Consider the following 26,537-nt stretch of genomic DNA (forward strand, 5'->3'; position numbering starts at 1 on the left):
GATTGCCAACAGCGGCTGTAAATAAAGAATGTCAGGGGGATCGGCGGGAGGATAAAGGTCAAGTAATCAATCCTATTCAAAAAGAATATTGATTGTTTCATAAGTGTTTGCCAAAAAAGCGTGGGCGCGGTATTCCATGTTCAATGCAAGCACTTATGAAATAATTAACAGTAACAACATGTGGTAATTTTGCACACTATCACATTCTATCAAACGAAACCCGATGATAAAACGCTAATATTGGGTTGAATGATAAATAAACGGTCTGACAGACATTAATATGCTGCCAGGCATGCTTTGCTAAATGACAATATTAATCAATCTTTGCCGAGTTTCTTGCTACAGGCATAAGGCGGCCCGCCTTGGCAAATGCCCCAATATTTTCCAGATTGGCCCTCATTGCTGGGCTTCCAATTTTCTGAAAATGCTTCAAACACCACGCCTGAGCGGTGCGCTTGCGCCAATTTTTTAAACGTTGACCGCACCACCAAGGCTTGGTTTTCGGCACTGGCAATGCCGCAACGGTGTCCGGTCTTATCATTGATCGACACGGCTTTATCAGGGCCATTGGGCCAGCCGAATTCGGTAATCATGATGTCTTTATCGGGATTGGCCTGATGGACTTCATTAAGCCGGGCAAGGTGGAAATCCGCCGCTTGTTCTGCACGGGTGCACGGGTGCAGGCTCGAAAAATGATTTTCCCACCACGGAAAAACATTGATGCCGATCCAATCAACTTGGTCAGAAAAAATGGTTTTTTCACAGCGCAACGAGCGGTTGCACCATTCCCACCAGGTGTCAATCGTAGTTACAGGTTGCGGCACTTTGGCCTCGCGCATGGCTTGGATGCAGCGTGTGATTTCACCGTCGAATTTATAGCCATGACGGGTTCTAACTTCCGAACCGCAGCTTAATTTGATGATGGTTTTCGGAAACGTCCGGGCGAGATAAATTCCTGTGGAAATGGATTGCGAATTGACTTTCTCATCCTTGTCTATCCACAAAATCGCAATGACTTTAAGATGCCGCGCTTCGGCGGCGGTAAAGGTGTAATCCAGGCCGTTGAGGACACCATAAGTCATAATGCAGCGAAAAGGCGTGTCCTTGACTATTTTATCCAGCAAGGTATCAATCAATTTTTTGGACGGGTTCGGGCCATAATCAGGATTGATCGTACCGACATAAGGGCTGAAAGCGACACACTGCAACGGCGGCTCGATGTGTTTTTGCTTACTGGACTCGGGGGCGGGTTTGTTGGCGGCGATGGCTAGGCCAGCCAGATTTAGGAACAGCGAAAACAACAACAAAAATACGTTGGTCATGATTAAGCTCTGCGGGCAGGCTAAAGGAAAACAATATGATAGGGGATTTTGACCATTAGCTGTTTATTTCTTAGCATTGGCATTGGCAGATAACGTCCTCGGAGGGTGTTATCTGAATCGACTGGCCCAAGTTTGGATGGGGATTAAAAAACTAAAGACGCTGTGCAGATCAAATCAATATATCTGGATTTATTGACCACGCCTATGTAAGGGCCGCCAATGCAAAAGGTACGCACAGCGTACCCTACGATGGATTGCTAAAACCGAAAACGTGACCGTTTGAAGTATAGTCGCACTAAAAAATTTGGAAGATACCGCTGTGATGATCTCTGGACAACGTCATAAAGCCATTGCCTTTTTACGCCAAAATCTTTTCAGCAGCTTGTTGATGCTGGTGTTTGCGTTGGCCGCAGTCAAATTGTATAGCTTATACGCCCAGGCTGATGTTGATGATGGACATTGGCAACAATTTAAAATTGACCATGATTGTAAAATGCAGGCTGGTGAAAAGGGCTTGCAACGCTTAAGCTGGAAATGCAATGACGGGCAAATTTATTATAGTTGGCGGCAACAGCGTTAGGAGGGTAAACCACGTCCCGTCTGGGCACTTTGCGGCTACCCTGTTTCCAAGCTCATCGCCTTTGGGTAACGGCTTGCACTAAGGTACAATGTTACAAGCCGTGTAGGGTAAGACTAGAAGCGATGGCTTCGGTGGAAATACCCATCATGCTGAATTTTTTTAAACCATAAAAACGAGGATATATCATGAAAAAAAGTTTGTTTCTGGCTATGGCGATGCTGTTTTCCGGTTCTGTGTTGGCGAGTGCCGACCATTATTTGTTGCGTGACGGCAAGCATGTCCATCACTTAAAAATCATTAAGATGAATGATGAAATTACCGTCAGTGCCGATGTGGATTTTGAACCGAACGCCAATGAAGAAGGCAAATATCCCTGTTCAGCCGATGTTTCCGGCACTGCCAAACAAGTTGCCGATAATGAATTGATCATGAAGAAACACTCGGAAAGCGAAGCCAATTACTGCGAGCTAAAAATCCATTTGACGCCAACAGGTGCAACCGTAGAGCAATCCAAAGATTGTGATAATTTCGCGGCGGGCATTTGCCATTTTTCTAGCGACGGCAAAGAAATGGTTAAATTTAAATAAGGGATGTTGGGGGCTCTCCGTTTTCTTCCGCCCCAGAAGGAGCGCGTACCCTTTCTGGGGCATAAAGGCATCCTGCCCGCCAATTGCGGTCAAGAGACCTAAGCTCCAAAAAACGAAAACCTGAGCGTTTAAAAGCGTACATAAAACATGACCGTAGAGACGCTGCATTGCAAGGTCTCTACGGTCATGCCGGTTTTACACCAACCAAACCCCGCCAGCCGCCAAACCGTCGGTATTCAGGTTTGAAGCTAAAACGCCCGTCAACTGCACCGCCGTATCCGCCGCGCCATTGCCTTGGAAGACATAAGTGTTGCCCACGGCGGTGAACGCCACCGTCTCCCCTGCGCTAAAATTGGCTTGCAGGTACTTGAACGCCGTCGCCATGTTTTTAACGGATAAAGCCAATGCCGTGCTGTAACTGTTCACATCGTCGAAGCCGAACTGTTTTTACCCAGCAACACGTCGTTTCCACCGTGCCTTGCCAGGCCAAGTTTTCGACGTTGGCGGTGAGGGTGGTGTAGTTGAAGGTGCTGATGACGGTGTCTGGAACTGGCGGCTTCCGTGACCACATCGCCCACGTCATCGACGAAGTACAGGTCGTCGCCTAGCAGCCTGCCGGACTTAGCCCCCAGTTAACTAGGCAATGTGCTTTCAAAAACAAAAAATACGGATTTCAAGGTTACTAACGCGGTTTTATAGCTAAATCCCCCCCGTTTTTCATCGTAGCCCGCTTGCCCAAGGCGGCGGCTGGAAAACACGCCGGTGGCATAGCCATAGACCAGCAAGGACAACAGCAGGGCCGGATGGTACGCCTTGCCGCCACGACCGGCATACGCTTGGGTGATGACGGCCAAGTCCAATTGGCCTATGACTTCCACAATAAAACGAGCCGGATGATTTTCGGGTAACCATTCATCCAATGAGGGGGGGCAGATAGTCGGTGTAGCGGTCGATGGTGCGAAAGCGGCTCAAGTTTATAACCCGTGTGGCAATGGGGCTGTTATCGCATTACATGCAGCAGTAAGTCCGACAGGCTGCTAGCGGCGAAAACCGTCTTAAACCGGCCCAACCCAATCACGCGTTTGTCATTCACCGGTAATAAATAACTGGCATGATTTAAGGGATTATCAAATTAGTTTGTAATCATAACGATACTATTTTCATTCACTTGATATGAGCACATCCCTATGAATGGCAAAAAATCATTTTTTTATTCATCGCTAGCACTCGGTGTTGCTTTAGCGATCAATAGCAGCACGGCCCTAGCTACCGCCCCCGTGACGGCAACTCCAATCCAACACCTTATCGTGGTCATTGGCGAAAACGTCGCTTTCGATACCTTATACGGTGCTTATAAGCCAGCTAAAGGGCAAGCTATAAAAAACTTATTGTCCACCCGCATTATCAATGCGGACGGTACCCCAGGCGTTAATTTCGCCAAAGCCTTGCAACGTGAAGGCAGCAACCTGACTAAACGATACGATGCAAGACCAGTGCGTGGCGCGCCTTATGCGGCATTGCCACAACCATTACAAACCGGCATTCTCGACCCCAGCACTTTTACATTTGTCGGTGGCATTCCTGACCCGCGTTTTCCGGCTGACCTGCCCAACGGCCCGTTCCAAATCACCAAATATGTCCCTTATGGCTCAGCCAACTCGGCAACTGGCGATCCAGCCCATAGATTTTTCCAAATGTGGCAACAAACCGGCGGCAATAACCGTGACCACAGCCTATTTACTTGGGTGGCGACAACGACTGGCACAGGTGGCGACAACGGACCCAACGGCCCTAAACCAGGCGATTCGCAACAAGGCGGCGAGCTGATGGGCTTTTTTAATATGTCACAAGGCGATGCGCCAATTTTCAAGCAATTGGCACAAAACTATGCGTTGAGCGATAACTTCCACCAATCGATTATGGGTGGGACCGGGGCGAACTTTTTCTCCATCGCCACTGCTGACGTTGCGATCTATAACAATGCCGGTGTACTGACACCTCCAGCTAATCAAATTGAAAATCCAAGCCCACTGGCAGGGACTGAAAACTTCTACACCCAAGATGGCTATGCTGGCGGTTCTTATGTGAAGTGCTCGGATGCCAAACAACCAGGCGTCAGATCAATTCTAAGAATCCTTGAGACCCAAAACCGTGCCAGCAATTGTGCAAAAGACGCATTCTATTTGGTCAACAATTACGATGTCCCTTACAACGTAGACGGTTCAGCCAAAACCCTGGGGCCAACCCAGTTTGTCTATCCACCACAAACCGTGCCAACCATAGGCGAAGCCTTGTCAGCCAAGGATGTGAGCTGGAAATGGTATACCGCAGGCCGTGACACGAATGATATATTGAATGACGAACTGTATCCTTATATCCATGCCCTTGTCGATAAGCAAGTCCCTATTGATACCCCAAACCGTGCACAAGTTGTCGATGCCATCACCTTTTCAAATACCCGGACGGTGGTTTATAACAGCATTGGCGATCCGCACAACGCCTCTGCCAATGTGGTCACCACACCTGCATTGCGCGACCATCTAAAAGGTATGGAAACATTCCTGAGCGATGTCAGCAATGAGACGTTGCCTGCGGTTTCTTTTGTCGTACCTAAAAATCTGGTTAGCGGCCACCCTGGTTATTCAGCCCCTGTGCGCTATGAGTTGTTCATCAAAGACTTGGTTGAATCAGTACAGGCCAAACCGGCATTATGGGCGAACACGGCAATCATCGTCACTACAGATGAAGGTGGTGGCTATTTCGACTCCGGTGTGATCCAAAATCTGGACTTTTTCGGTGACGGCCCACGGATTCCAATGCTAGTCGTATCGCCGTATGCGAAAAAAGGTTTCGTCGATCACGTCTATCATGACCATGCGTCAATTTTGAAATTTATCGAACATAACTGGGGCTTGAATCCTTTATCAGCGCGTAGCCGTGATAACTTGCCTAACCCGGTTGCCGGCAGCAATCCTTACTTGCCTGCCAACCAGCCAGCCATTGGCGATATGACCAGCCTGTTTGATTTTCCTGCGCCATAAACAGATTTAGGTCTTAGCACCATTTCGGTACCCTGTGTAGGGACAGGCTAAAACCTGTCCCTACCATTCAAATAAACAACAACGAATTACCGCGTTAATCATCTACAAATCCCTTGCATTCATAAACACAATCCCGTATTAAACCTGCGGCAATAATCCCATACATAGAAAATGGCTCAAGATTTAGCCAACAATGCGGTTGCCTGAAAAGTTATCCCTTTCCAGCCAAACTTCATAAAATTCCTGATATTCTGATGTCCCGTACCATCGGGGTTTTGCAAAACATCGATACGGTAAAAATCCCCAAACAGATTTAGCGTTGTTTGTTCATCAAGTTGATGGATCATCGCGAATGCAAAAATTTTGCAAGATCCCTCGTTAGTCCCTGCTTGATTTATCAGCATTTCATCACCCAAACCATTGCTGAATGTCGTGGGCTGATAATGATAATGTCCAGTAATGACCGCGATGGTGTCAGCAAAACTGACCGGGACATTGTCGGTTATTTTTTCAAGAAACAAAGCCAATGGCATAGCTCAACACCTTAAGATCAACGAAGCAAACGGGAAATAGCTTTAAACTCAGGATGGGCGGCATCACGCAGCCATTCGAATACCACAGATTCATGATTCGTCACCGTCACACCTTGCTGGCCCAAGCGTTTGAGCGCGTAAAGCTTATGCCCTTCTTTACGTGAACACACGGCATCTTCAACCACCTGGACCTGGTACCCTAAACACAACAATTCCAAAGCAGTCTGTAAAACACAAACATGGGTTTCCAAACCCAGCAAGATGATTTGCTTACGTCCAGTTGCTAGCAAAGCCTCTGAAAATCCCGGCGCGGCGCAACAAGAAAACCCTGTCTTTTCAAAAAACAAGGTGTTTTCAGGCAGCTTGGTAACAAGCACACGTTCAGTCAGTCCCAAGCCTTGCGGATATTGCTCGGTGACTAATACCGGAACGGACAAGCGTTGCGCGACTTCCAGCAAAATCCCGGCATGGAAACATAGCCCTGGGGCTTCCGCCATCACCGCCGTTAATTTACTCTGGACATCAATAACGACGATGACACTGTCCGCCGCCGTCAACAAAGAGGTGTTCATAGTTAAGCCTTTTTCATAATCCGCGCTTTTTCGCGCTGCCAATCACGGTCTTTTGAAGCCGCGCGTTTATCGTGCAATTGCTTGCCTTTAGCCAGGCCAATTTCCAGCTTGGCCCGGCCATTTTTCCAGTACATCGACAATGGAATCAAGGTATAACCTTTGCGCTCAACCGCTCCAATCAACTTATTAAGCTCATGGCGGTTCAGCAGCAATTTTTTTGACCGCACCGACTCAGGGTTGATATGCGTGGAAGCCGACAACAAAGCCGAAATATGTGCACCGGACAACCATGCCTCACCGCGTTTTATCGCCACATAGCTTTCTTTTAACTGTACTTTGCCGGCCCTGAGACTTTTCACTTCCCAGCCTTGCAAGACCAAGCCCGCCTCAAAGCGTTCTTCAATGAAGTATTCATGGGTGGCCTGACGGTTGACGGCGATGGTCGAATTTTGTTGGGATTTAGCTTTTTTAGGATTTTTATCAGCCATAGGGCGGGAAAGACAATGAATGGAGTAAAGGAATTGCGGATGTGCCGCGAATTTAAAACTGACGCAAGGGAATAATTTTGTTATTTTACGCGATTATTTTTCGATAATAATAATTAAAGTCAGTTTTTGAGGACGCGCATGTCAGATACAAAAAAATCCCCCCAAGGCGAATGGTCGTCGCATTTTGCATTTATTCTGGCGGCTACCGGTTCAGCGGTCGGATTGGGCAATATCTGGAAATTTCCGTACATCACCGGCGAAAACGGCGGCGGCGCGTTCGTGCTGGTGTATTTGCTGTGTGTCGCCCTGGTTGGACTCCCGATCATGATGGCGGAAACCCTGATGGGTCGACGTGGGCGGCATAATCCGGTGACCACGATGGAAGCCCTGACCGCCGAAGCCAAAGCCGATGAGCACTGGCATTATCTAGGCTGGATGGGCATTATCGCGGGCATGCTGATATTGTCTTACTACAGCGTGATTGCCGGCTGGGCGACCGCCTATGTCTTCAAAGCCTTTTCCGGCAGTTTTTTTGATGCCGACGCCCACGCCATCAAACAGCTTTTTGCTGATTTTATCGCCAGCCCTATCCAGCTTATTTTTTGGCATACGGCGTTTATGCTGGCAACCATGTCGATAGTCAAACGCGGCATAAGCCACGGCCTGGAAAAATCCCTGCGTTTTTTGATGCCCTGTTTGTTTGTCCTGCTGATTCTATTGGTCGGCTACGCCATGACCACGCCCGGTTATTTTCAAGGCCTACATTTTTTATTTAACGCCGATTTCAGTAAATTAAGTGGAAACTCGATACTCACCGCATTAGGCCAGGCTTTTTTTAGCTTAGGCATAGGCATGGGTGCAGTGATGGTTTACGGGGCTTATTTGCCGAAAAAAATCTCCATCACCGAAACGGTGGTCATTGTTTCCATTGCCGACACGGTCGTCGCGTTGTTGGCTGGCATCATCATTTTTCCGATTGTTTTCACAAATGGCCTGGAACCGAATTCCGGCCCAGGCCTGATTTTCGAAACCCTGCCGATTGCGTTTGGCTCAATGATCGGTGGCTGGTTGTTCGGAATTCTGTTTTTCGTCATGCTGGTCGTTGCCGCCTTGTCATCGTCGGTCGCCTTGATCGAACCGACGGTGACTTGGCTGATTGAAACCCGTGGTTTTAGCCGCGAAAAAGCTTGCCTTTGGTCAGGTTTGGTGACCTGGTTGGTTGGCTTTGCGAGCATTTTCTCCTTCAATAGCTGGTCAGAGTTCAAGGTTTTTGGCCTCACGCTGTTTGAATTGCTCGATTATGCCACCGCCAACCTGATGTTGCCGATAGGCGGTTTTGCCATCGCCATTTTTGCGGGTTGGGTCATGGTGCGGGACCACAGCGAACAGGAACTGGATTTGCCGAACCCGCAAAGTTACCAGATTTGGGAATTGCTCATCAAATACCTTGCCCCCGCCGCCGTTTTTTTCGTGTTCTTAGACGTTGTAGGAGTGCTTTAAGGATGACGATTGTACAAAAAAGCGCGTTGGTCAAATATTCTGCCAAACAAATGTTTGATTTGGTCAATGACATTGAAGCCTACCCGCAATTTCTGCCGTGGTGCAGCGACAGCCGCATCCTGAAACGCAACGATGGTGTCGTTGAAGCGGAACTGTCCATTTCCAAAGGTGGTTTTAAAAAATCCTTTTCCACTCGCAACAAAATCGATCAAGGCGGCACCATCACGGTTTCTTTATTGGACGGGCCGTTTTCGTATCTGGAAGGGGTTTGGAATTTTATGCCCTTGCGCGAAGACGCCAGCAAAATCTCCTTAGATTTAGAATTTGAAATGTCCAGCAAACTCGCGAGCTTGGCGTTTGGTGCCGTGTTCAACCAAATCTGCAACACTATGGTCAGCTCCTTCACTAACCGCGCCAAGCAAGTTTATGTCTGAGACTTTGGAGGTCGAAGTCGCTTATGCCCTGCCGGGCCGACAAACGCTAATCGCGCTCGCATTGCCAGCCCCTACCACCGCCGCCGACGCAATTGCCACGTCGGGGATTTTGGCGCAATTCCCCGAACTGGATCTGGCAACGCTAAATGTGGGGATTTTTGGGCATATCACCCCACTGGCCCAGCCCCTGCGTAAGGGAGACCGCGTGGAAATTTACCGCCCGCTTATTCATAATCCCAAAGACGCTAGACGGTTACGGGCGGCGAAGTAGCCATGCTTCAAACAGCCATGTTTTCGGTTTTTAGTGGAGTGGGGAACGCGTACCTTCTGGGGCATAAAGGCATCCTGCCCGCTAGTTGCGGTCAAGATGACCGCGCTCCAAAAACGAAAACGTGATTGTTCAGAGTATATGTCCTAAATATTTTGGCATTTGACTTGTAGTTATGAATACCCTAGAGTCTGTAAGCTTGGCTTGCCCGGGTCGTTATTTATCAATAACAATTTTAACGAAGAGGAATAAACATGAAACAATATGTAGCGGAATTTTTTGGGACATTTTGGCTGGTTCTTGGTGGTTGTGGTAGCGCGGTGCTGGCGGCGGCATTTCCAGATGTGGGCATTGGCTTGCTCGGCGTGTCTTTGGCTTTCGGTTTGACGGTTTTAACAATGGCTTTTGCCATAGGCCATATTTCAGGTTGTCATCTTAATCCAGCCGTGTCCATCGGGCTTTGGATGGCCGGACGCTTTCCTGCCAATAAATTATTGCCCTATATTGTTGCCCAAGTCATCGGCGGCATCGTGGCGGGTGGTGTTTTATACCTGATTGCCAGCGGCAAGGCCGACTTTAGTCTGGCAGGCGGATTTGCAGCGAATGGTTATGGCGAACATTCCCCAGGTGGTTATTCGCTGGTGGCTGCGCTAACCACGGAAGTGGTTATGACTATGATGTTCCTGTTCATCATACTCGGAGCCACCGATGCCCGCGCACCGGCAGGTTTCGCGCCTATCGCCATAGGCTTGGGATTGACACTGATCCATTTGATCAGCATTCCGGTGACCAACACGTCGGTTAATCCAGCCAGAAGCATGGCGGTTGCCGTTTATGTGGGAGATTGGGCTATGGCGCAACTTTGGCTGTTTTGGGTCGCCCCGATAATCGGGGCGATACTGGGGGCGTTGGTTTATCGGTTTATTGGCAGCAGTGACGATTGATCGTCTTGCTTTGGGGATAGGCAAAATAGGTTGAGGGGGGATTTGAAAATCCCCCCTCAAACCCCCTTTACCAAAGGGTGGGCAAGTTTGCTTGCGAAGTTGGTGATCAAGACGTAAAGCCATCCTTTTTATAAAGGGTGGCGGCACTACATCATCTGGTTATTCAATATCTTATGGGTTCTTAGCTATACAAACCCCGTCCAATTGATTTCATAACCCTCCGACAAAATGCCTTGGCATATTGCCCGCCCTTAAACAGGTATTAAAGTATTAAGTTCGCGGCTAAAGGGGCGGACAGGATACCGTTTAGGGAGATACTAAAATCTGCTTGGAGATCCCCATTGATGTCACCATAAAGGCCTGCACCAGAGAATCCATTGTCGAAACGCAATTGACCTTCCACCCCGGTAAATTGATTATTACCAATGTAAGTGAACGCTTGGTTGCCATTTTCGTTGATAACGGCATCTATCCCAGAAAGGTCAATCTTATCTAAGCCTGCAAAATCGTTAATGCTGTCTTGCCCATTATAAAAAAAGTTTTGGCTCGGACTTTGTACTTCGTTGAGGGCTAAGAACTTGAAAATATCGTTACCCGCGCCACCAATCAGCGTGTCGGAACCTTGCCCGCCAATCAGCGTATCGTTGCCGTTACCGCCAGAAAGCGTATCATCGCCTGTCCAGCCAGTAAGGGTGTCATTACCGTCGCCGCCGTTCACCGTGTCATTCCCCATGCCGCCATTTAAGGTATCGTTACCGGCTAAACCATTTAGCATGTCATTACCGTTGCCTGTTGTTTTGGTATCCGCTAGCCCCGTGCCTGTGAATACCTGGTCTGTGGCGATAATCAAGCGGTTGCTGCCAGCGGCGGTTTCTTGCAGCATTTTGGTGAAATTGCTCAGTTGAATGCTCGCATCTTCTTGATAATCCCCATTAAAGTCGAATTCAAGGGTGGCGTAATTCCCGGAAAGACTAAAAGAAGGGGTTTGAACCAAACGATATTGACCGGTTTCGCCGCTAAACTCGGCATCGCCGATATAATCACCCCAGAACTGGAAATCTTGGATATTCATGAATAACTGGTCACCAACGCTAAAATCGGTGATTACGTCCGCGTGCATGCCATCGGGTTCGGTAAATCTGAAAATATCGTTACCCGCGCCGCCGTTGAAAATATCCCTGCCAAAACCACCGTCCAGCGTATCGTTACCATCACCGCCAAAAAGATGGTCGCGACCTTCGCCACCGACCAGGTAATCGTTGCCGCCCAAGCCTAATAAACGGTCATTGCCTGAACCGCCAGTCAATGTTTCTCCTGCGGCAGTCCCGGTTTTAATTTGATTGGCGGCAACGATCAATACGCCTGAATTAAGGGCGGTTTCGACTAGGTTGACAGTATTTTTTATAAATATCGTGGCATCGGCTTCACCATCACCATTGGCATCAATTTCAATACCCGTTGGGTAAGGATAATTAATGTCTATAGGCAAGTTAGTTAGGTTGTTTGGGTCATCTGTATAGCGGATTTCCCCAGCCACTCCGTTAAACTGTTGATTGCCAATGAAATGATGCGCCGTCAAAGCTGAAAAGTCGATGCGGTCACCCACGGCAAACGACTGGATTTTATCGCCGTTGGCATCCGTAGCAATTTTGTATTGAAACGTGTCATTTCCGGCACCACCATGCAAGGTGTCTGATCCAGCACCACCTTCTAGAATATCGTCTCCCAAGCCGCCCGAAAGATAATCCGCTCCGCCGCCGCCGCGTAAAATATCGTTTCCGGCTAGTCCGAACAAAGCATCAGTGCCTGCCGTGCCAATCAAGGTATCTACACCTGCTGTACCTACTTTTATTTTGATGGTCATTTATTTATCCTCGTGAAGGTTAATGGTGGTAAATCAGCGATAATTTTCCAGCGGTGTCGTAACTCATTTAAAAATATTGAACATTTACTTTAATATCAATAACATGGATAGATAATAGTGATGTTCAAACGGGCGATACCGACACCGCTGTGGAGGCATCGCCCAATAACTCTAAGGATATGGCAAAAAATAACTTCCGCTAATGGTCCCCACGCTCTGCGTACCCGCAGGGCATAGATGGAAACCCGGTCAGGGACGCTCTGCGTCCCGAACCGCAGAGCGGGAACGATAATATACCAAGTGGATTTGATAATCCCGCATCTTGTTATGGTTTGCTATGTATTTATCGTTTTACAAACCTAGCGATAAATCCCCTTCTATATCCTGGATATTTTCCAAGCCCACCGAAATTCGGATTAAACCGTCATTAATACCCGCCGCCGTCCGCGCTTCGGGGCTTAAACGGCCATGCGTGGTGCTTGCCGGATGGGTGATGGTAGTTTTGACATCTCCCAGGTTTGCGGTGATGGATAACAAGCGGGTCGAATCAAGCAAACGCCACGCCGCGTCTTTGCCGCCGGATAATTCAAAACTGACGATGCCGCCGAAATGGCTTTGCTGGCGTTTGGCGAGTCCGTGTTGTGGGTGAGATTCTAAACCAGGGTAATAGACTTTGCTGACACTAGGTTGCGCTTCCAGCCATTGCGCCAAAGCCAAGGCGTTGTCGCAATGGGCTTTCATGCGGATCGCCAAGGTTTCCAAGCCCGACAAAAACACCCACGCATTGAACGGGCTCATGCTCGCGCCGCCTGTCCTTAAGTAAGGATAAACCGATTTTTCGATAATTTCTTCGCTGGCGATCACCGCACCACCGACGCAACGGCCTTGCCCGTCGATGTATTTGGTCGCCGATTGCACGACAATGTCCGCGCCTAAAGCTAAAGGTTTTTGCAGGGCGGGGGTGCAGAAGCAGTTATCGACCACCAACAAACTGCCGTTTTGATGCGCCAGTTCGGCGAGTTCGGCAATATCGGCGATGCCCGTCAAGGGATTGGATGGTGTTTCCAAAAACAGGAAACGTGTGTTGGGTTTGATTGCCGCCGCCCATGCTGCCGTGTCGGTCAAATCGACGAAATCGCAGCTTACGCCGAACTTACCAAAATAATTTTCAAACATCAGCACGGTGTTACCGAACACGCCCCGCGAGCAAACGATATGGTCACCCGCTTTCAGCAAGCTCATCCCCACCGCCATGATCGCCGCCATGCCGGAAGAAAACGCCAAACAGCGTTCGCCTTGTTCCATCAAGGCCAGACGTTCCTGAAACGCCCTGACCGTGGGATTGGTAAAGCGCGAATAAATATTGCCAGGCTTTTTGCCGGTAAAGCGCAAAGCGGCATCTTCTGCGCTGGCGAACACATAGCTGGAGGTGGGGAAAATCGCGATGCTATGTTCATCTTCGTGGGTGCGCTGGTGTCCGGCGCGGATGGCTTGGGTTTCCAAGGAGTATTCGTTCCAGTTGATTTCGGTCATGATCGGCGTGAGTTAGTGAAGACGTGAGTTAGTCAAATAGTTGAGGGCGATTTTAACATTGATTGTTTATGTCTGGGATTCCAAAAATTGTGTGGACAGTTGAAGCTGGAATTAAGTGGAAACATTTCGGCATAGTTGGGAAAACTAACGCTGGCCGGGGGGCGGCAACAGGCGGATGCCCTTGAAGACCAAAGTCGTGCCGCCGCCCTTTGCCGGCCACGACCGAGGGGATGGCGGCCTTCACCGCTGAATTTGGCGTGCTGGAAACCGAAACCGACATTGAGTCATTCGACCAAAGGCTTGATGAAATTGTCGCCAGGATTGAAGCGGATGGCTTGATGTCTGACTGCAATCAGGATAAGCGATGCGCACTACGCGGGCTGTTTGAAGTATATGTTGATGGACGCTTATAAAACAACTCGTAAAGTAATAGCTTATCAATGGATTATCAATGGATTAGTCTCTAAAAAAGTACAGATTCTAAGCTTTCGCAAACTTGTGGCTGATAAAAATGCTTAATTCGGATAAAGTGGCAAGCATTCATCGTAGACTATGCTTAAACTGCCCGGGCTACTGATCTAGTTTCAACGCAAATCCTCAAACTTTTGTTTAGGAATGTGCATGGAATAAATTCGCGGATCAAGACCTGTCAGGTTTCTTGTGCCCCAGAGGGTATCAAAACCTGACAGGTCTGACGAGCCGGTGCGGAAATTATTTCATGCCCGTTCCTTAGGCAGTACCCAAGTGGCTTCAAAACCCATCAACCCACGAGCAAATCCCTATGAAAAATCTCCAACAAACGTTCATCTGGCTTACCATCGCCATTATCGGCGCGTCGGCAATCGGCGGCATTGCCATCCAGCGCGGCGAAAGCATCAATGCCTTGTGGTTTGTCACCGCAGCCCTGTGTGTCTATGCGATAGCCTTCCGCTTTTATGCCGCATGGATTGCCGCCACCGTGTTGGTGGTGGATGATACTCGCGCCACGCCCGCCGAACGCTTGGATAACGGCCATGACTTCACGCCGACCAACAAATGGATCGTGTTCGGACACCATTTTGCCGCGATAGCCGGTCCCGGCCCTTTGGTCGGCCCCACCCTTGCCGCGCAATTTGGCTATTTGCCTGGCACGCTGTGGATTTTGTTCGGCTCGGTCTTGGGCGGTTGTGTGCAGGACATGGTGACGCTGTTCATGTCCACGCGCCGCGATGCCAAAAGCCTAGGGCAAATGGCGAGGGATGAATTGGGCGCGTTGGGCGGTACGGCGGCGTTGATCGCCACGTTTACCATCATGATTATCCTGATTGCGGTGCTGGGTTTGGTGGTGGTCAATGCCATGAAACATAGCCCGTGGGCGACGTTCACCGTGTCGGCGACGATCCCGATTGCCATCATTGTCGGTTTTTACATGCGCCATTTTCGCCCGGGCCAAGTGCTGGAAGCCTCGGCGATTGGCGTGGCCCTGTTGTTATTGTCGGTTGCCGCTGGTGGTTGGATAGACCATCATCCCATCATGCGCGTGTGGTTTGACCACGAAGGTTTGACCTTGGCGTGGTGGGTCATGGCCTACGGTTTTGCGGCGGCGATCTTGCCGGTATGGATGCTGCTTGCCCCGCGTGATTATTTGTCCACTTACATGAAGCTAGGCACGATCACCTTGCTGGCGGTGGCGATCATCGTCTTGCAACCCAGCGTCAAAATGCCCGCCATCACGCAATTCATTGACGGCACCGGGCCGATTTTCGGCGGCAAACTATTCCCGTTTGTGTTCATCACCATCGCTTGCGGGGCGATTTCCGGCTTCCATTCCTTGGTCGCCTCCGGCACGACCCCCAAACTGTTGTCGAACGAACGCGATATTTGCACCATTGGTTACGGCGGCATGTTGCTGGAATCGTTCGTGGCGATGATGGCGATGATTGCCGCCACGGTGCTGGACCCTGGCGTGTATTTCGCCATCAACAGCCCAGCAGGGATTGTCGGCAAAGAAGCGATAGATGCCGTGGCGAAAATCTCGTCTTGGGGCTTTCCGGTGTCGGTCGAGCAAATGCAAGTATTGGCGAAAGACATGGGCGAAACCAGCTTGTTTGCGCGTACTGGCGGTGCGCCGTCACTCGCCGTTGGCATGGCGAGCATATTCGGCAGCGCATTTGGGCAAGGGATGCTCGCGGTGTGGTACCACTTCGCGATTATGTTCGAGGCGATTTTCATCCTGACCACATTGGATGCCGGCACGAGGGTAGGGCGGTTCATGTTGCAGGACATGCTCGGCAATATCTGGCCGAAAATGGGCGAAACGTCGTGGATGCCATCCGCGCTCATCACCAGCGCATTGGTGGTGTCCGGTTGGGGCTATTTTTTGTACATCGGCGTGATCGACCCGAACGGCGGCGTGAACATCCTCTGGCCTTTGTTCGGCATCGCCAACCAAATGCTGGCGGCGATTGCACTGTGCGTGTGCACGACGATCTTGGTCAAATCCGACAAACTGAAATTTGCGTGGGTGACGGGTTTGCCGCTGACGTGGCTGATCATCATCACCAGCACCGCCGCGTGGCAAAAACTGACCAGTGATGACGTCCGCATCGGCTTCTTTGCCGCCGCCAACGACATGAGCGGCAAACTCGCCAGCGGCAGCCTGCCACCCGAAAAAGCCGCCATCGCCCCGCAGTTGATCTTCAACCTGCAACTGGATGCTTACATCACCATCGCCTTCGTCAGTTTGTTATGGCTGATTGTATTCGACATGCTGCGTGTCTGTAGCCGTTATTTGGCGGGAAAACCCGTGCCGCTGCTCACCGAGTCGCCGCATATCCCTAGCCGTTTGCTTGAAGACTGGGTGCGTGACTGATGTTGCGGCAATTGAAAGTTTTTTGGCGCGGTGTGCGCCAATTGTCCGGCGATGATGCTTACGAGCGGTATTTACGGCATTATGCCCAGCATCACGCCGATGCAGAAATTCCGCCGTTAAGCAAAGCCGAATTTTTTAAACAGTGGCAAGATGGGCAATGGCAGGGGATTAGGCGGTGTTGTTAAATAAAAATATCCAACTTTCCATATACATCAGCCATTTTTTCAATTAAAATTCGTCCCCTCCATGATTTTGGGGTGTTAGCTCAGTTGGTAGAGCAGTGGACTCTTAACAAATAGGAGCGTTTATTGGCAACAATAAACTGAACATGTGGCTGTATGCTGGAAACCCCTAAGAGCTTCAACTACGCCTGCCAGCGTAAAAATGTTGAAGATTGGGCAATCAGCAGGCAACTCTTGACAAAGTTTTTTGATTTATCAAAACATTACGTTAGTGGCACGGGATGGTGATGTTAGATAATCCAAATAAAAAAGGAACTTTGGGAGAAATCGCCGTTTGCAAGGAACTGTTGAAACTGGGTTTTGATGTTTTTGTAGAAGTTGGCAGCGATTCAAAAGTTGATTGGGTTGTTTTAGATGAAAACTATGTTTGTTATAAGGTTCAAATAAAAGCAACTTACTCAAATAACGAAACCGTTGAAGTTTATTCTAAAAAAAGCTGTCTTAATCCAAAATACAATTCAACTTATCAAGTTCAACAAATTGATGCTTTTGCTGTGTATGTCATAGATAAAGATATTGTCTTTTATGTGTCAGCAAAAGAGATCCTTAAAAACAGCAAACGCTCTAAATTCAGATTAATGCCAAGCAAAAACGGACAGCAACTGAACGTCCGCTATGTGCAAGATTATTTGGATTTCAAGAAAGCCCTCAGAGACTTAACGCCGCACACCCAAACCGTTGAAACGGCGGGTGATGAGAAAGTCCAGACTACAACGTTTTGATGATAAAGCGGTTGGTGAAAGCCAAAGTAGCAAGTAATCCATAGGTCCAGGGTTCGAGTCCCTGACGCCCCACCAAAAAATATCAAAGGCTTAGGTTGTTATGACCTAAGCCTTTTTTATTGGGCGCGAAATAGCCAAATTAGCATAGCTTTCTTGTTCGAATAGCTTTCTTGTTCGAATAACTGGAAAAAATTGGAAACAACTTTCTTGGTTATAATGAATCGCCCCATAAATACCGCGCAGTTATTGTAGGGTACGCTGCGCGTACCTTTTAAAACATGGCGGCTTTTTCCCATGTCTTTCCTATCTATCAAAGTACGCGCAGCATACCCTACTTTTGTGGCAAAGTTTTGATCCCAAAAGCATATTAAAACTTATGCAACGGTTAAAAAATGCAGGCTTCGGTTTTAAAACAGGCAGGGTATGACTGATTCTATCGACCCGGCCGCCCGTTCGCGGACGATGGCGGCTATCCGCAGCAAAAATACCCAACCGGAAAAATGGGTGCGCTCGGCCTTGCACCGGCAAGGTTTCCGTTTCCGGCTGCATAATAAAAAACTGCCCGGTTCACCAGATTTGGTTTTGCGTAAATACCATGCCGTTATTTTCATCAATGGGTGTTTTTGGCATCAGCACCAGGGCTGCAAAGCGTCGCATCTACCTAAAACACGGCAGGATTTTTGGGGGCACAAGTTCGCCCGCAATGTCGCGCGTGACCAAAAAGTGCTATACCAGCTTAAAATGCTGGGCTGGCGGGCGGCAATTGTTTGGGAATGCGGCTTGAAGAAAAAACATAGGGAAGCGACTTTACAGCACTTGGTGGCCTGGTTGTGCAGTGGTGCGGAATATTTTGAAATGCCGGTGTATGATGAATTTAGTGATTTATGACGCGGTTTATTAACATCAGCCTAAGGCGATTTTCGAGAAAGAACAGACCATCAAAAATCTGATTCGTAGAAAAACTAAAGTCCACAGTCCACGAAAATCACGAAAGGCACGAAAAAAAATAACGTGGAGACGTTTTTTTCGTGTTTTTTGTGTCTTTCGTGGACAGATTTTTTGGCAAATTCATTGCAGGAAATCACCTTAAGAAGCCAAGACAATCATGAAACGTCTATTTTTCGGCATAGAACCCGACCACGAAACCCGCCAACGATGCACCATAATCATGCAGGCACTCAGTAGCCAGAAAAACCGACCCGTTCCGGCGGCAAACCTGCATGTCACCTTGCTATTTTTAGGCTTGATAGAACCGGCCAAAGAAAGCGCGTTGCTTGAAGAGGCGGCTACGGTGGCATTCCCGCAGCTAACCATCACCTTCGACCAGCTTAGTTATTGGCAAAAGCCTGGTATTTTGTGCCTGACCGCCAGCGGCATAGCCCCCCGGCTCTTGGCGTTGGTTGACCAGCTAAGCACCATAGCAAAGAAATTGGCGGTCACTGTTGACGGGCGGCCTTATCAAGCGCATGTCACTTTGGTCAGGAAAGCCAGGCAGGCCGTTGAGTTGGTGTTCGATCCGGTTAGTTGGCAGGCCGATAGTTTTTGTCTGTTTGAATCCTGTCCGTCTGAAAACGGTGTGGAATATCGTGTACTCAAGCGATGGCCGATGGAATGACAGACGGTTAAAAAAGTGTTGGCATAGCCCTGGCTTTCAAACTGAACCGCTGCGATTTTTGTGGTTTATTTTCTGATTGACCGAAATGCGCCTAAAATAACCATTCCGATCCATAGTGACCTACAGGCGATGAAAGAGCAGTTGTTTACCTTCGAACAAATTCACATTGAAGTTGCACGTAATGCTTCCGATGACTTCAACTTGTTTCACGACAAACACAAATGGCTGGAGATTACCCATAACCCGTTCAAAGGCCCGATTGTGTTGGGTTTCCAGTTAAATACACTGATCGAGTACCAGATGCGTATGTACCGCGAGGCACTCCATGAGGATGAAATCATCGCCGACAAGCAATTGCGTTACAGCAATTATCAGATCATCTTCGTCAATGCCCTGCGCCCGCGCCAGGAAATGTCGTTGGAAATTAAAAAAACCCTGATCAACACCATTCCTGACCTGACCATATCCAACCGCGTCACGATTAAATCGCAAGGCAAAACCATCTTGCTTGGCTACAAAAAAGAAACCCAACATCCGCTGTTTTTGAACGGTACGGATTTAAGCGTGTTGCCGGATTTGAACACCCTGCCCGACAAATCCCCAGTGCCGGGCAGCGATTTCTTTTTAAAACGCAAATGGATGTATAACGGCAACGTCAAAAATTTCCTGTCCGGTTCGCTGGCGGAACAATCCGATTATTTTGATGAACTGGCCCATATCGCCCGGTATCCCGAAATGTTTCCGTGTAGCTTGACTTCCGGGGCCTTGTTGGACAAGGCCCAGCTTGAGAATCACGATTTCAAGGCCAATCCGATGGTGTACACCTCGCATGATATTTCGGTAGACCGGTTTTTGGTCAAGCAAATCAAAAATAACGATAAAGTGCATATTTTGGTCAGGCAATTGCCGGAATCAAAAAGCAATACCCTAAACCACACCAGCATTTTGCTGCGTACCTACGAATGTTACGGCTTGCTCGAAAATCGGGAGATTCTGTTCAGGATCAAGCTGAATCTGGTGCCCTTGGAAGAAATTATCAAAAACTTGCGTTCAAAAACTTAGTGGCGATGACGTGGCGGTTTTGTCTGTCTGGTCATTTTTAAATACCCGCTTAACTTTTGCGTAATTCCGGCCATACCAAAACATGCCCCATCAATTAACAATTAAAAAGCTTAGGTTATGGTAAAAACAACTTCCGCCAACCGTTCCCACGCCCTGCGTACCCGCAGGGTAAAAATGGGAACGATAAAACCAGCTCAATCAAGCTATTGCAATTATTCCTACGTCAAACATTACTAGCCCATAAACACAGAAATTATGAATACTTTAGAACTTTGGCAACGCTATCTGGATTGGCTTTATTTTAATGAAGACTTAGGGCTGTATCTGGATGTTAGCCGGATGCGCTTCGATGATGAATGGGTGGCGGCACTAGAGCCGAAATTCGCCCAGGCATTTAAAGATATGGACGCTTTGGAGCAAGGCGCCATCGCTAATCCTGATGAAAACCGGATGGTCGGTCATTATTGGTTGCGTGACCCTGATTTGGCCCCGGCGGAGCTGAAAAATGAGATTGTCGAAAATCTGGATAAAATTGAAGCTTTTGTCGGGAAAATACACAAGGGCGGCATCCGTCCGCCCCGTGCACCCAAATTTACCGATGTGCTGTCGGTTGGCATCGGCGGTTCGGCGCTGGGGCCGCAATTTGTCGATGAAGCATTGGCTAGTGATTTTCCACCGCTGGCTATCCATTTTATCGACAATACCGATCCTGCGGGCATTGACCGCATCCTCAACCGGCTAAAAGACCGCTTAAGCAGCACCTTGGTCATCGTCACCAGCAAATCCGGCGGTACGCCTGAAACCCGTAATGGCATGATGGAAGTGAAACATGCCTATGAACAACAAGGTTTGGATTTCGCCGCCCATGCCGTCGCCGTCACCATGTTAGGCAGCAAAATGGATGAGCTGGAGCGCAATGAAGGCTGGCTCGCGGAATTTCCTATGTTCGATTGGGTGGGCGGGCGCACGTCGGAAATGTCATCGGTGGGCTTGTTGTCAGCATCTTTGCTGGGGATTGATGTCCACGCGATGTTGGCGGGTGCAAAAACTATGGACTTGGCAACCCGTACCCCCGAAATCAAGCGCAATCCCGCCGCCTTGCTGGCACTGTCCTGGTACCATGCGGGCAATGGCAAAGGTGAGAAAGACATGGTGGTTATCCCTTACAAAGATAGCTTGCTGTTGTTCTCTCGTTATTTGCAACAATTGGTGATGGAATCCCTGGGCAAAGAAAAAGACCTGGACGGCAACACGGTGCATCAAGGCATTGCGGTTTATGGCAACAAGGGCTCTACCGATCAACACGCGTTTGTACAACAGCTACGCGAAGGGATTGCCAACTTCTTTGCCATTTTTGTGGAAGTGTTGGAGGATAGGAATGGGGCTTCAATTGAAATTGAACCAGACGTGACTTCTGGTGATTTTCTCTTCGGTTTTTTACAAGGTACGCGGCAAGCACTTTACGAAAATCACCGCGATTCAATCACCGTGACGATTGCTAAAGTGACCCCTAGGACGGTCGGTGCGCTGATCGCTTTGTTTGAGCGGGCCGTCGGTATCTATGCCACGTTGGTGAACGTCAACGCCTATCATCAACCTGGCGTGGAAGCCGGCAAAAAAGCCGCCGGGACCTTATTGGGCTTGCAACGGAAAATTCTGGCGGTTTTAAAATCAACCAACCAGCCACTGGAACTTGCGGAACTGGCAGAAAAAGTGGGGGCAAGTGATCAGGTCGAGCAAGTTTACAAAATCGTCCGGCATCTGGCTGCCAATCAGCGGGGCGTTGTTTTGCTTGGCGATCATGGCAAACCAGACCAGCTTGGCGTGAGTTACAAGTCTCTTGTCAACTAGAAAAATAAAATAATTTTATTAAATCAATTGGTTGTTTAGTTTTCTGGAGATTTGCAGATTCTTAACAGCATAAAGCGGCTTACCTGAGGGTACAGCCGCCATTAAAATTAATGGGTAGAAGCATAAAGCTGTTGGATTTCTTTATACCGGTTAACTGCATCGGCTAAAGCCGTTTTAGCTGTTTCCACGTCGTTTTTTTGCAGTGCCGAACGAACTTGCTTCAACACGTTGCTGGCTTGATTACGTTTTACATCCAGCACGTTATTGGCAATGTCTTTTTGTAACTGCCGGGCTTCGTTGACCAAGTCGATCAAGGTGTCGTTATTGCTGCCGTTGTTCAGCGCGGCTTGGGCTTCTTCCACTTTAGCCAAGGTATTGGTGATCGCCGCTTTCACATCTCCATACGATGGATTGGCGACGGCAAACGCATTGGCCGAAATGGCTGCCAAAGCGACCGCCATAACAAAAGAAACTAGGATTTTTTTGAATGTGTTCATGGCATAAACCTCACGGTAGATAAATAAAATGGGGATACCTAACAACTAACTAAATGCTGTTTAGCTAAGGGCTAGTTAAGTTAAATTACTAGGATGGATAAATTCTAGCATATTTAGTTCTAATTAAAACCAATTTTGTTTTAATCAGAACTATTTTTTATTTCCTAGTTTTTTGCTTGGTATTTCTTATCCGCAGAAATTCAGAAAATAGCTATTTATAGTTATTTATTTATTCCATCCGCTAGCTTTTCCAAGCCCTGAACTCAGGTCGGCGATAACTCAACCTCCGCAAGCCGTTCGGAACCAACATGGTATTTAGCATTTTTAATAGCTAGGCATGGAAAATAACGGCATTATTTTGTCCTAATTAAAACTATTAATGTTAACAAAATGACCACTCCCACCACATTTCCGACCGTGTTACGTGAGTTGCTGAGGACGCATCAGGCCTTTTTGGCCTATGCCGCCAGCCATGTGCATAAACTTGACCTGACTTTGCCGCAATTTGACATTATCATCACCCTGGGCAATACACCCGGCCTGCCTTATAAAAAGCTGGGCGAAAAAACCTTGATTACCAAAGGCACTTTGACCGGCGTAATTAGCCGCCTGGAAGATAAGGGACTGGTGCAACGGGTGGCTTCAGAAACTGATGGCCGCAGCCAGATTATCCGCTTGACCGAGGTAGGCAAGACCTTGTTTGAAAGCAGTTTTCCAGAGCATTTGTCATTTATTGGTCGGTTATTTTCAGATTATGCGCCGGAAGAAGTTGATGCCCTTGAAGCGGCATTGAAGCGATTGCATGAAGCCGTGGTGACAATGCGCAAGAATGGTGGCGAATCCTATGCGGATGAAGAATGAGCTATCGCCCTGAAATCGGACAAGCCATCAATAAATCCTAAATCAAACTAGCGCCCCGTGTGGCTGCCACGCACGAAACCGATGTGGGATACGACCTGCAATCCAGCCTGATCGTCAGCGACCGGACGGGGTTGCCGTTGGCACCGGTGGCGCAACGGCTGGTCAGCGCCGACGGGAGCTACGCCACCTGCGGTGATACGGCATCCTCTTCGCCCGCCAGACCCCATCTGGAGGAAGCGGGCGATTGCATCCGGCATTTGGACGCGCAAGGTTTCCCCAAGCCCAGAGTAGCATCTGATTGACCGCGAAGGCGGTTCGGTCGGCCATATCCGCCGTTGGGGTGCGGTGGGCGGCCTCTGGGTGGTACGGGCGAATGACAACCCCACGGTGGACTGCGCGGGCAAGCCTATGGCCTGCAAAGCGGTGGCGTAAAAACTGGCCTTCAGCAAGGCCCGGCAAGCCAGCTATCCAGGCAACTGCCCTGTCCATAGACCCCCCTTGTAGGGCGTTGCCCTAGCTCCTGCATCCATACAAGTCGATGGCAAGACCTATTGGCCGTGGATGGCGGAAACGGGGCCTTGAGCCGTCCTGCCAAACCCAGCCACTTGTGCCCTGTGGGTACACTAGCCCGGAAGCCGCCGAACTGCGGACATTCCTCATCAAACTCAGTGGTAGGCAAATGCGCCATAAACTGGAATTCACCAATCCCGCATTGTTGGCGGGTTTATGGGTTTTCCTGTCCATGTCCAAAATCATGGATGCCTACTTCCAAGTGGAGCTGGAGGCTTTAAAGGCAACCGCACAGCAATTTTTGGGGGATGTTGTGTAGATACTTATGCACAATGGGGGGCACAAGCGCCGGAAACGCCCGTCCTTCGCTACGCTTTGGACGATTTTATTCCGGCCTATGTATTAATGTAGGTTAAAACCGCTGTAATAGTGACATCCGTTTGCTATCTCGCCACAGTTCACTATAATGTGCGGCTTGCTTTCAGGTTCCAGTGGATAACTATCCACTGGTTAAACGGGAAGTCGGTGAGGTTTTCCAAATCCGACGCTGCCCCCGCAACGGTGATTCAGTAAAGGCTAGTCAAAATACCACTGTGCTTCGCATGGGAAGGTGACCAGCCAGGCCCACAACGCCACTGATAAGCCCGGAGACCGGCCTAAAAGCACTTCGGCACAGCGGCGGGCTGTCTGCGAAATAAGGCTTTATCGTCTTTGCGACGTGGGTCTTGTTTGTGGTCGTTTTCGCGCTGTGATTTTATCTTCACGATGCGCGGGCGGCGCAGAGGACATCATGCAAAAAATTATAGCCAATTCCGTTTTACTTCTTATCCCTATCTCTTCCCTTCAGGCGGCACAGCCCGTTAATTTACCTGGGGTTATTGTCACGGCAACCCGGACCGAAACCCTCCAAAACGAGCTGGCGGCTGGCGCGACGGTTTACACCCGTCAAGACATTGACCGTTTGCAAGTCAAAACCTTACCCGATTTGTTTAAAGGCACGCTCGGCCTTGATATTGCCCAGAGCGGCGGTTACGGCCAACCTACGGATTTATTTTTGCGCGGCACCAATCCAGGCCATGTGCTGGTGTTGATTGACGGTATAAAGGTCGGTTCGGCAACGGTTGGCACAACGCCTTACGAATTGCTTCCGATGGACCAAATCGAGCGCGTGGAAATTATCCGCGGGCCACAATCGAGTTTGTACGGTTCGGAGGCCATAGGCGGGGTTATCCAGATTTTTACCCGTAAAGGCAGCCATGATGACGAAAAGCCGCAGGTCTCGCTGCAAGCGGGCGGTGGTTCTTATGATACGGCGCATACCGCCGGGACGGTGAGCGGCAAACTGGGGGCAAACTGGTATAACTTGGGGGTGTCACACATTGATTCACAAGGTTTCAATGCCAAACGCAATAGCGACCCTGACCGTGACGGTTATGAAAATACCGGTGTGAATGCGCGTGTCGGGCATCGGTTTGCCAATGATGCGGAAATCGAGGCGTTTTTTATGCGCTCACAAGGCACGAACGACTATGATTCCAGCTTTGGCGGCAACAATTCGGCGTTCGTCAATCAAGTATTCGGGCTTACGGGTAAGATGGATGTGCTGGAAAGCTGGCATACCCTATTGCGCTTAGGGCGGAGCAACGATGATTTGGACACTTTTTTCCCGGATGGCAGTTTTGAAAGCCGCTATAACACCACCCGCTGGAATGCCAGTTGGCTGAACCAAGTCCAGTTAAGCGACGCCCATCAATTGACACTCGGTGCGGATTACCGTTTCGATGAAGTCGAAAGCGGCGATTTGGACACCTTTAGCCCCGGTTTTAACACCTATAGCCAACGCTCACGTTATGATGCGGGTTTGTTCACCGAATTGCACAGCCGTTTGCTAGACCATCATTTTCTTAACGCGTCGGTGCGCGGCGATAAAAATGAAGCGTTTGGGGATTATGTGACGGGTAATGTCGGCTGGCGTTATAACTCGGCTTTCGGTATCAGCCCTTTTGCCAGTTTTGGTAACGCGTTCAAAGCCCCCACATTCAATGAACTGTATTGGCCTGACACGGGTTTTGGTGGTGGCAATCCCCATTTAAAACCGGAAGAATCACAATCTGTTGAAGTGGGCTTGGCGGGGGATCATGGCAAATTCCAATGGGAATTGCGGGCCTATCATACCGATGTTGAGCAGTTGATTTCCGGCTGGCCTCCGGTCAATGTCAATAAAGCGCGTATTGAAGGCATCGAAGCGCAGATCAGCACGGACTTGTTCGGCTGGCACCACAAATTGAACCTTAATTTGCTGGACCCGGTTGATGTGGCGACGGGTTTGCGCTTGCAACGGCGTAGCGATAAGTCATTATCTTTTGATGTGTCGCGTTCTTTTGGCGAGTTTGATGTGGGTGGTTATGTGCTGGCACAAGGCGACCGCCCTGATCTTGACTTTAGCACTTTCCCGGTTTCCCGCGTCAATCTGCCCGGCTTCGTCACGGTGGATTTGCGCACGGCCTGGCATATCAATAAAAACTGGATGCTCAGTGGCAAGTTGAACAATTTGCTGGATGAGAAATACCAAACGGCGTATGGCTATAACACGCCCGATAGAAACTTTTTTGTGTCTGTGCATTATAACCATTAAGCTACACGGTATTGGCGTTGCCCCT

The 26,537-nt window shown here is 49.1% G+C and carries 28 protein-coding genes, 1 pseudogene and 1 riboswitch; of the genes and pseudogenes, 19 read left to right on the forward strand and 10 right to left on the reverse strand.

What is annotated here, in order from left to right:
* Positions 1–317 precede the first annotated feature (317 nt).
* Complete coding sequence (locus PHH59_RS02040; RefSeq protein WP_300010435.1) at positions 318–1,322, reverse strand: exo-beta-1,3-glucanase; 1,005 nt, start codon at positions 1,320–1,322, stop codon at positions 318–320.
* A 322-nt stretch (positions 1,323–1,644) separates the two neighbouring features.
* On the opposite strand from PHH59_RS02040, the gene PHH59_RS02045 reads away from it, so the two are divergent.
* Both PHH59_RS02045 and PHH59_RS02050 read left to right on the forward strand, forming a co-directional pair.
* Complete coding sequence (locus PHH59_RS02045; RefSeq protein WP_300010595.1) at positions 1,645–1,902, forward strand: hypothetical protein; 258 nt, start codon at positions 1,645–1,647, stop codon at positions 1,900–1,902.
* A gap of 185 nt (positions 1,903–2,087) precedes the next feature.
* Positions 2,088–2,489 carry a hypothetical protein gene (locus tag PHH59_RS02050; RefSeq protein WP_300010438.1) on the forward strand — a complete coding sequence of 134 codons (402 nt, stop codon included), beginning with the start codon at positions 2,088–2,090 and terminating at the stop codon, positions 2,487–2,489.
* Between the two features lie 195 nt (positions 2,490–2,684).
* On the opposite strand, the gene PHH59_RS02055 is transcribed toward PHH59_RS02050, so the two are convergent.
* From PHH59_RS02055 to PHH59_RS02065, 3 genes and pseudogenes are all read right to left on the reverse strand, one after another.
* Entirely contained in the window at positions 2,685–2,915 is a 231-nt protein-coding gene (locus PHH59_RS02055; protein WP_300010441.1) for a hypothetical protein, read from the reverse strand.
* A complete protein-coding gene (locus PHH59_RS02060; protein ID WP_300010443.1) occupies positions 2,878–3,060 on the reverse strand; it encodes a hypothetical protein in 183 nt (60 codons plus the stop codon). Before PHH59_RS02060 ends, PHH59_RS02055 begins: the two co-directional genes overlap by 38 nt.
* Before the next feature lie 148 nt (positions 3,061–3,208).
* A pseudogene (locus PHH59_RS02065) lies at positions 3,209–3,461 on the reverse strand (IS5/IS1182 family transposase); the annotation flags it as partial.
* 215 nt (positions 3,462–3,676) lie between these two features.
* On the opposite strand from PHH59_RS02065, the gene PHH59_RS02070 reads away from it, so the two are divergent.
* Positions 3,677–5,530: an alkaline phosphatase family protein gene (locus PHH59_RS02070; protein ID WP_300010446.1), complete on the forward strand. Its 1,854-nt coding sequence runs from the start codon at positions 3,677–3,679 to the stop codon at positions 5,528–5,530.
* A gap of 176 nt (positions 5,531–5,706) precedes the next feature.
* Here the strand turns inward: PHH59_RS02070 and PHH59_RS02075 are convergent, their stop codons facing one another.
* From PHH59_RS02075 to smpB, 3 genes are read right to left on the reverse strand one after another with little or no spacing between them, the layout of a single operon-like run.
* Entirely contained in the window at positions 5,707–6,063 is a 357-nt protein-coding gene (locus PHH59_RS02075) for a HopJ type III effector protein (RefSeq protein WP_300010449.1), read from the reverse strand.
* 17 nt (positions 6,064–6,080) lie between these two features.
* Positions 6,081–6,635: an isochorismatase family protein gene (locus PHH59_RS02080; RefSeq protein WP_300010451.1), complete on the reverse strand. Its 555-nt coding sequence runs from the start codon at positions 6,633–6,635 to the stop codon at positions 6,081–6,083.
* Positions 6,636–6,637: 2 nt separating this feature from the next.
* On the reverse strand, positions 6,638–7,123 hold the full coding sequence (gene smpB, locus PHH59_RS02085; protein WP_300010454.1) for an SsrA-binding protein SmpB: 486 nt from the start codon (positions 7,121–7,123) through the stop codon (positions 6,638–6,640).
* 138 nt (positions 7,124–7,261) lie between these two features.
* On the opposite strand from smpB, the gene PHH59_RS02090 reads away from it, so the two are divergent.
* From PHH59_RS02090 to aqpZ, 4 genes are all read left to right on the forward strand, one after another.
* Positions 7,262–8,623, forward strand: coding sequence for a sodium-dependent transporter (locus tag PHH59_RS02090; protein ID WP_300010457.1), 1,362 nt, complete (start codon positions 7,262–7,264; stop codon positions 8,621–8,623).
* A gap of 2 nt (positions 8,624–8,625) precedes the next feature.
* Positions 8,626–9,057: a type II toxin-antitoxin system RatA family toxin gene (locus PHH59_RS02095; RefSeq protein ID WP_300010460.1), complete on the forward strand. Its 432-nt coding sequence runs from the start codon at positions 8,626–8,628 to the stop codon at positions 9,055–9,057.
* Positions 9,050–9,328: an RnfH family protein gene (locus tag PHH59_RS02100; RefSeq protein ID WP_300010463.1), complete on the forward strand. Its 279-nt coding sequence runs from the start codon at positions 9,050–9,052 to the stop codon at positions 9,326–9,328. Before PHH59_RS02095 ends, PHH59_RS02100 begins: the two co-directional genes overlap by 8 nt.
* Positions 9,329–9,579: 251 nt before the next feature.
* Positions 9,580–10,269: an aquaporin Z gene (aqpZ, locus tag PHH59_RS02105; RefSeq protein ID WP_300010466.1), complete on the forward strand. Its 690-nt coding sequence runs from the start codon at positions 9,580–9,582 to the stop codon at positions 10,267–10,269.
* Between the two features lie 262 nt (positions 10,270–10,531).
* Here aqpZ and PHH59_RS02110 read toward each other — a convergent pair whose 3' ends face one another.
* Both PHH59_RS02110 and PHH59_RS02115 read right to left on the reverse strand, forming a co-directional pair.
* Positions 10,532–12,133, reverse strand: a complete 1,602-nt coding sequence (locus PHH59_RS02110) for a hypothetical protein (protein ID WP_300010469.1) — start codon at positions 12,131–12,133, stop codon at positions 10,532–10,534.
* A 351-nt stretch (positions 12,134–12,484) separates the two neighbouring features.
* On the reverse strand, positions 12,485–13,666 hold the full coding sequence (locus PHH59_RS02115) for an O-succinylhomoserine sulfhydrylase (RefSeq protein WP_300010472.1): 1,182 nt from the start codon (positions 13,664–13,666) through the stop codon (positions 12,485–12,487).
* Between the two features lie 209 nt (positions 13,667–13,875).
* Here PHH59_RS02115 and PHH59_RS02120 point away from each other — a divergent pair, with 209 nt between their 5' ends.
* The 8 genes from PHH59_RS02120 (at position 13,876) to PHH59_RS02155 (ending at position 22,009) form a co-directional block, all read left to right on the forward strand.
* Positions 13,876–14,079, forward strand: a complete 204-nt coding sequence (locus tag PHH59_RS02120) for a hypothetical protein (RefSeq protein ID WP_300010475.1) — start codon at positions 13,876–13,878, stop codon at positions 14,077–14,079.
* A gap of 368 nt (positions 14,080–14,447) precedes the next feature.
* Positions 14,448–16,517, forward strand: a complete 2,070-nt coding sequence (locus tag PHH59_RS02125; RefSeq protein WP_300010478.1) for a carbon starvation CstA family protein — start codon at positions 14,448–14,450, stop codon at positions 16,515–16,517.
* Complete coding sequence (locus PHH59_RS02130) at positions 16,517–16,702, forward strand: YbdD/YjiX family protein (RefSeq protein ID WP_300010481.1); 186 nt, start codon at positions 16,517–16,519, stop codon at positions 16,700–16,702. Before PHH59_RS02125 ends, PHH59_RS02130 begins: the two co-directional genes overlap by 1 nt.
* Before the next feature lie 284 nt (positions 16,703–16,986).
* A complete protein-coding gene (locus tag PHH59_RS02135; RefSeq protein ID WP_300010483.1) occupies positions 16,987–17,481 on the forward strand; it encodes a group I intron-associated PD-(D/E)XK endonuclease in 495 nt (164 codons plus the stop codon).
* 423 nt (positions 17,482–17,904) lie between these two features.
* Positions 17,905–18,369 (forward strand): very short patch repair endonuclease, encoded by a 465-nt coding sequence (vsr, locus tag PHH59_RS02140; RefSeq protein WP_300010486.1) that lies wholly within the window; start codon positions 17,905–17,907, stop codon positions 18,367–18,369.
* A gap of 217 nt (positions 18,370–18,586) precedes the next feature.
* Positions 18,587–19,096, forward strand: coding sequence for an RNA 2',3'-cyclic phosphodiesterase (thpR, locus tag PHH59_RS02145; RefSeq protein ID WP_300010489.1), 510 nt, complete (start codon positions 18,587–18,589; stop codon positions 19,094–19,096).
* A 129-nt stretch (positions 19,097–19,225) separates the two neighbouring features.
* A complete protein-coding gene (locus tag PHH59_RS02150; protein WP_300010492.1) occupies positions 19,226–20,158 on the forward strand; it encodes a hypothetical protein in 933 nt (310 codons plus the stop codon).
* 255 nt (positions 20,159–20,413) lie between these two features.
* A complete protein-coding gene (locus PHH59_RS02155) occupies positions 20,414–22,009 on the forward strand; it encodes a glucose-6-phosphate isomerase (protein ID WP_300010495.1) in 1,596 nt (531 codons plus the stop codon).
* A 107-nt stretch (positions 22,010–22,116) separates the two neighbouring features.
* Here PHH59_RS02155 and PHH59_RS02160 read toward each other — a convergent pair whose 3' ends face one another.
* The gene (locus PHH59_RS02160) at positions 22,117–22,506 is read right to left on the reverse strand and encodes a hypothetical protein (protein WP_300010498.1); all 390 of its coding nucleotides are present in this window, start codon (positions 22,504–22,506) and stop codon (positions 22,117–22,119) included.
* A 390-nt stretch (positions 22,507–22,896) separates the two neighbouring features.
* Here PHH59_RS02160 and PHH59_RS02165 point away from each other — a divergent pair, with 390 nt between their 5' ends.
* From PHH59_RS02165 to PHH59_RS02180, 4 genes are all read left to right on the forward strand, one after another.
* Positions 22,897–23,367 carry a MarR family transcriptional regulator gene (locus tag PHH59_RS02165; protein WP_300010501.1) on the forward strand — a complete coding sequence of 157 codons (471 nt, stop codon included), beginning with the start codon at positions 22,897–22,899 and terminating at the stop codon, positions 23,365–23,367.
* Between the two features lie 59 nt (positions 23,368–23,426).
* On the forward strand, positions 23,427–23,669 hold the full coding sequence (locus PHH59_RS02170; RefSeq protein WP_300010504.1) for a hypothetical protein: 243 nt from the start codon (positions 23,427–23,429) through the stop codon (positions 23,667–23,669).
* A gap of 236 nt (positions 23,670–23,905) precedes the next feature.
* On the forward strand, positions 23,906–24,196 hold the full coding sequence (locus PHH59_RS02175; RefSeq protein WP_300010507.1) for a hypothetical protein: 291 nt from the start codon (positions 23,906–23,908) through the stop codon (positions 24,194–24,196).
* Positions 24,197–24,343: 147 nt separating this feature from the next.
* Positions 24,344–24,552, forward strand: a riboswitch (cobalamin riboswitch).
* 115 nt (positions 24,553–24,667) lie between these two features.
* Complete coding sequence (locus PHH59_RS02180) at positions 24,668–26,512, forward strand: TonB-dependent receptor (protein WP_300010510.1); 1,845 nt, start codon at positions 24,668–24,670, stop codon at positions 26,510–26,512.
* Positions 26,513–26,537: the final 25 nt, after the last annotated feature.

This window comes from Methylovulum sp. (genome assembly GCF_028687615.1).
Taxonomy (GTDB): Bacteria; Pseudomonadota; Gammaproteobacteria; order Methylococcales; family Methylomonadaceae; genus Methylovulum.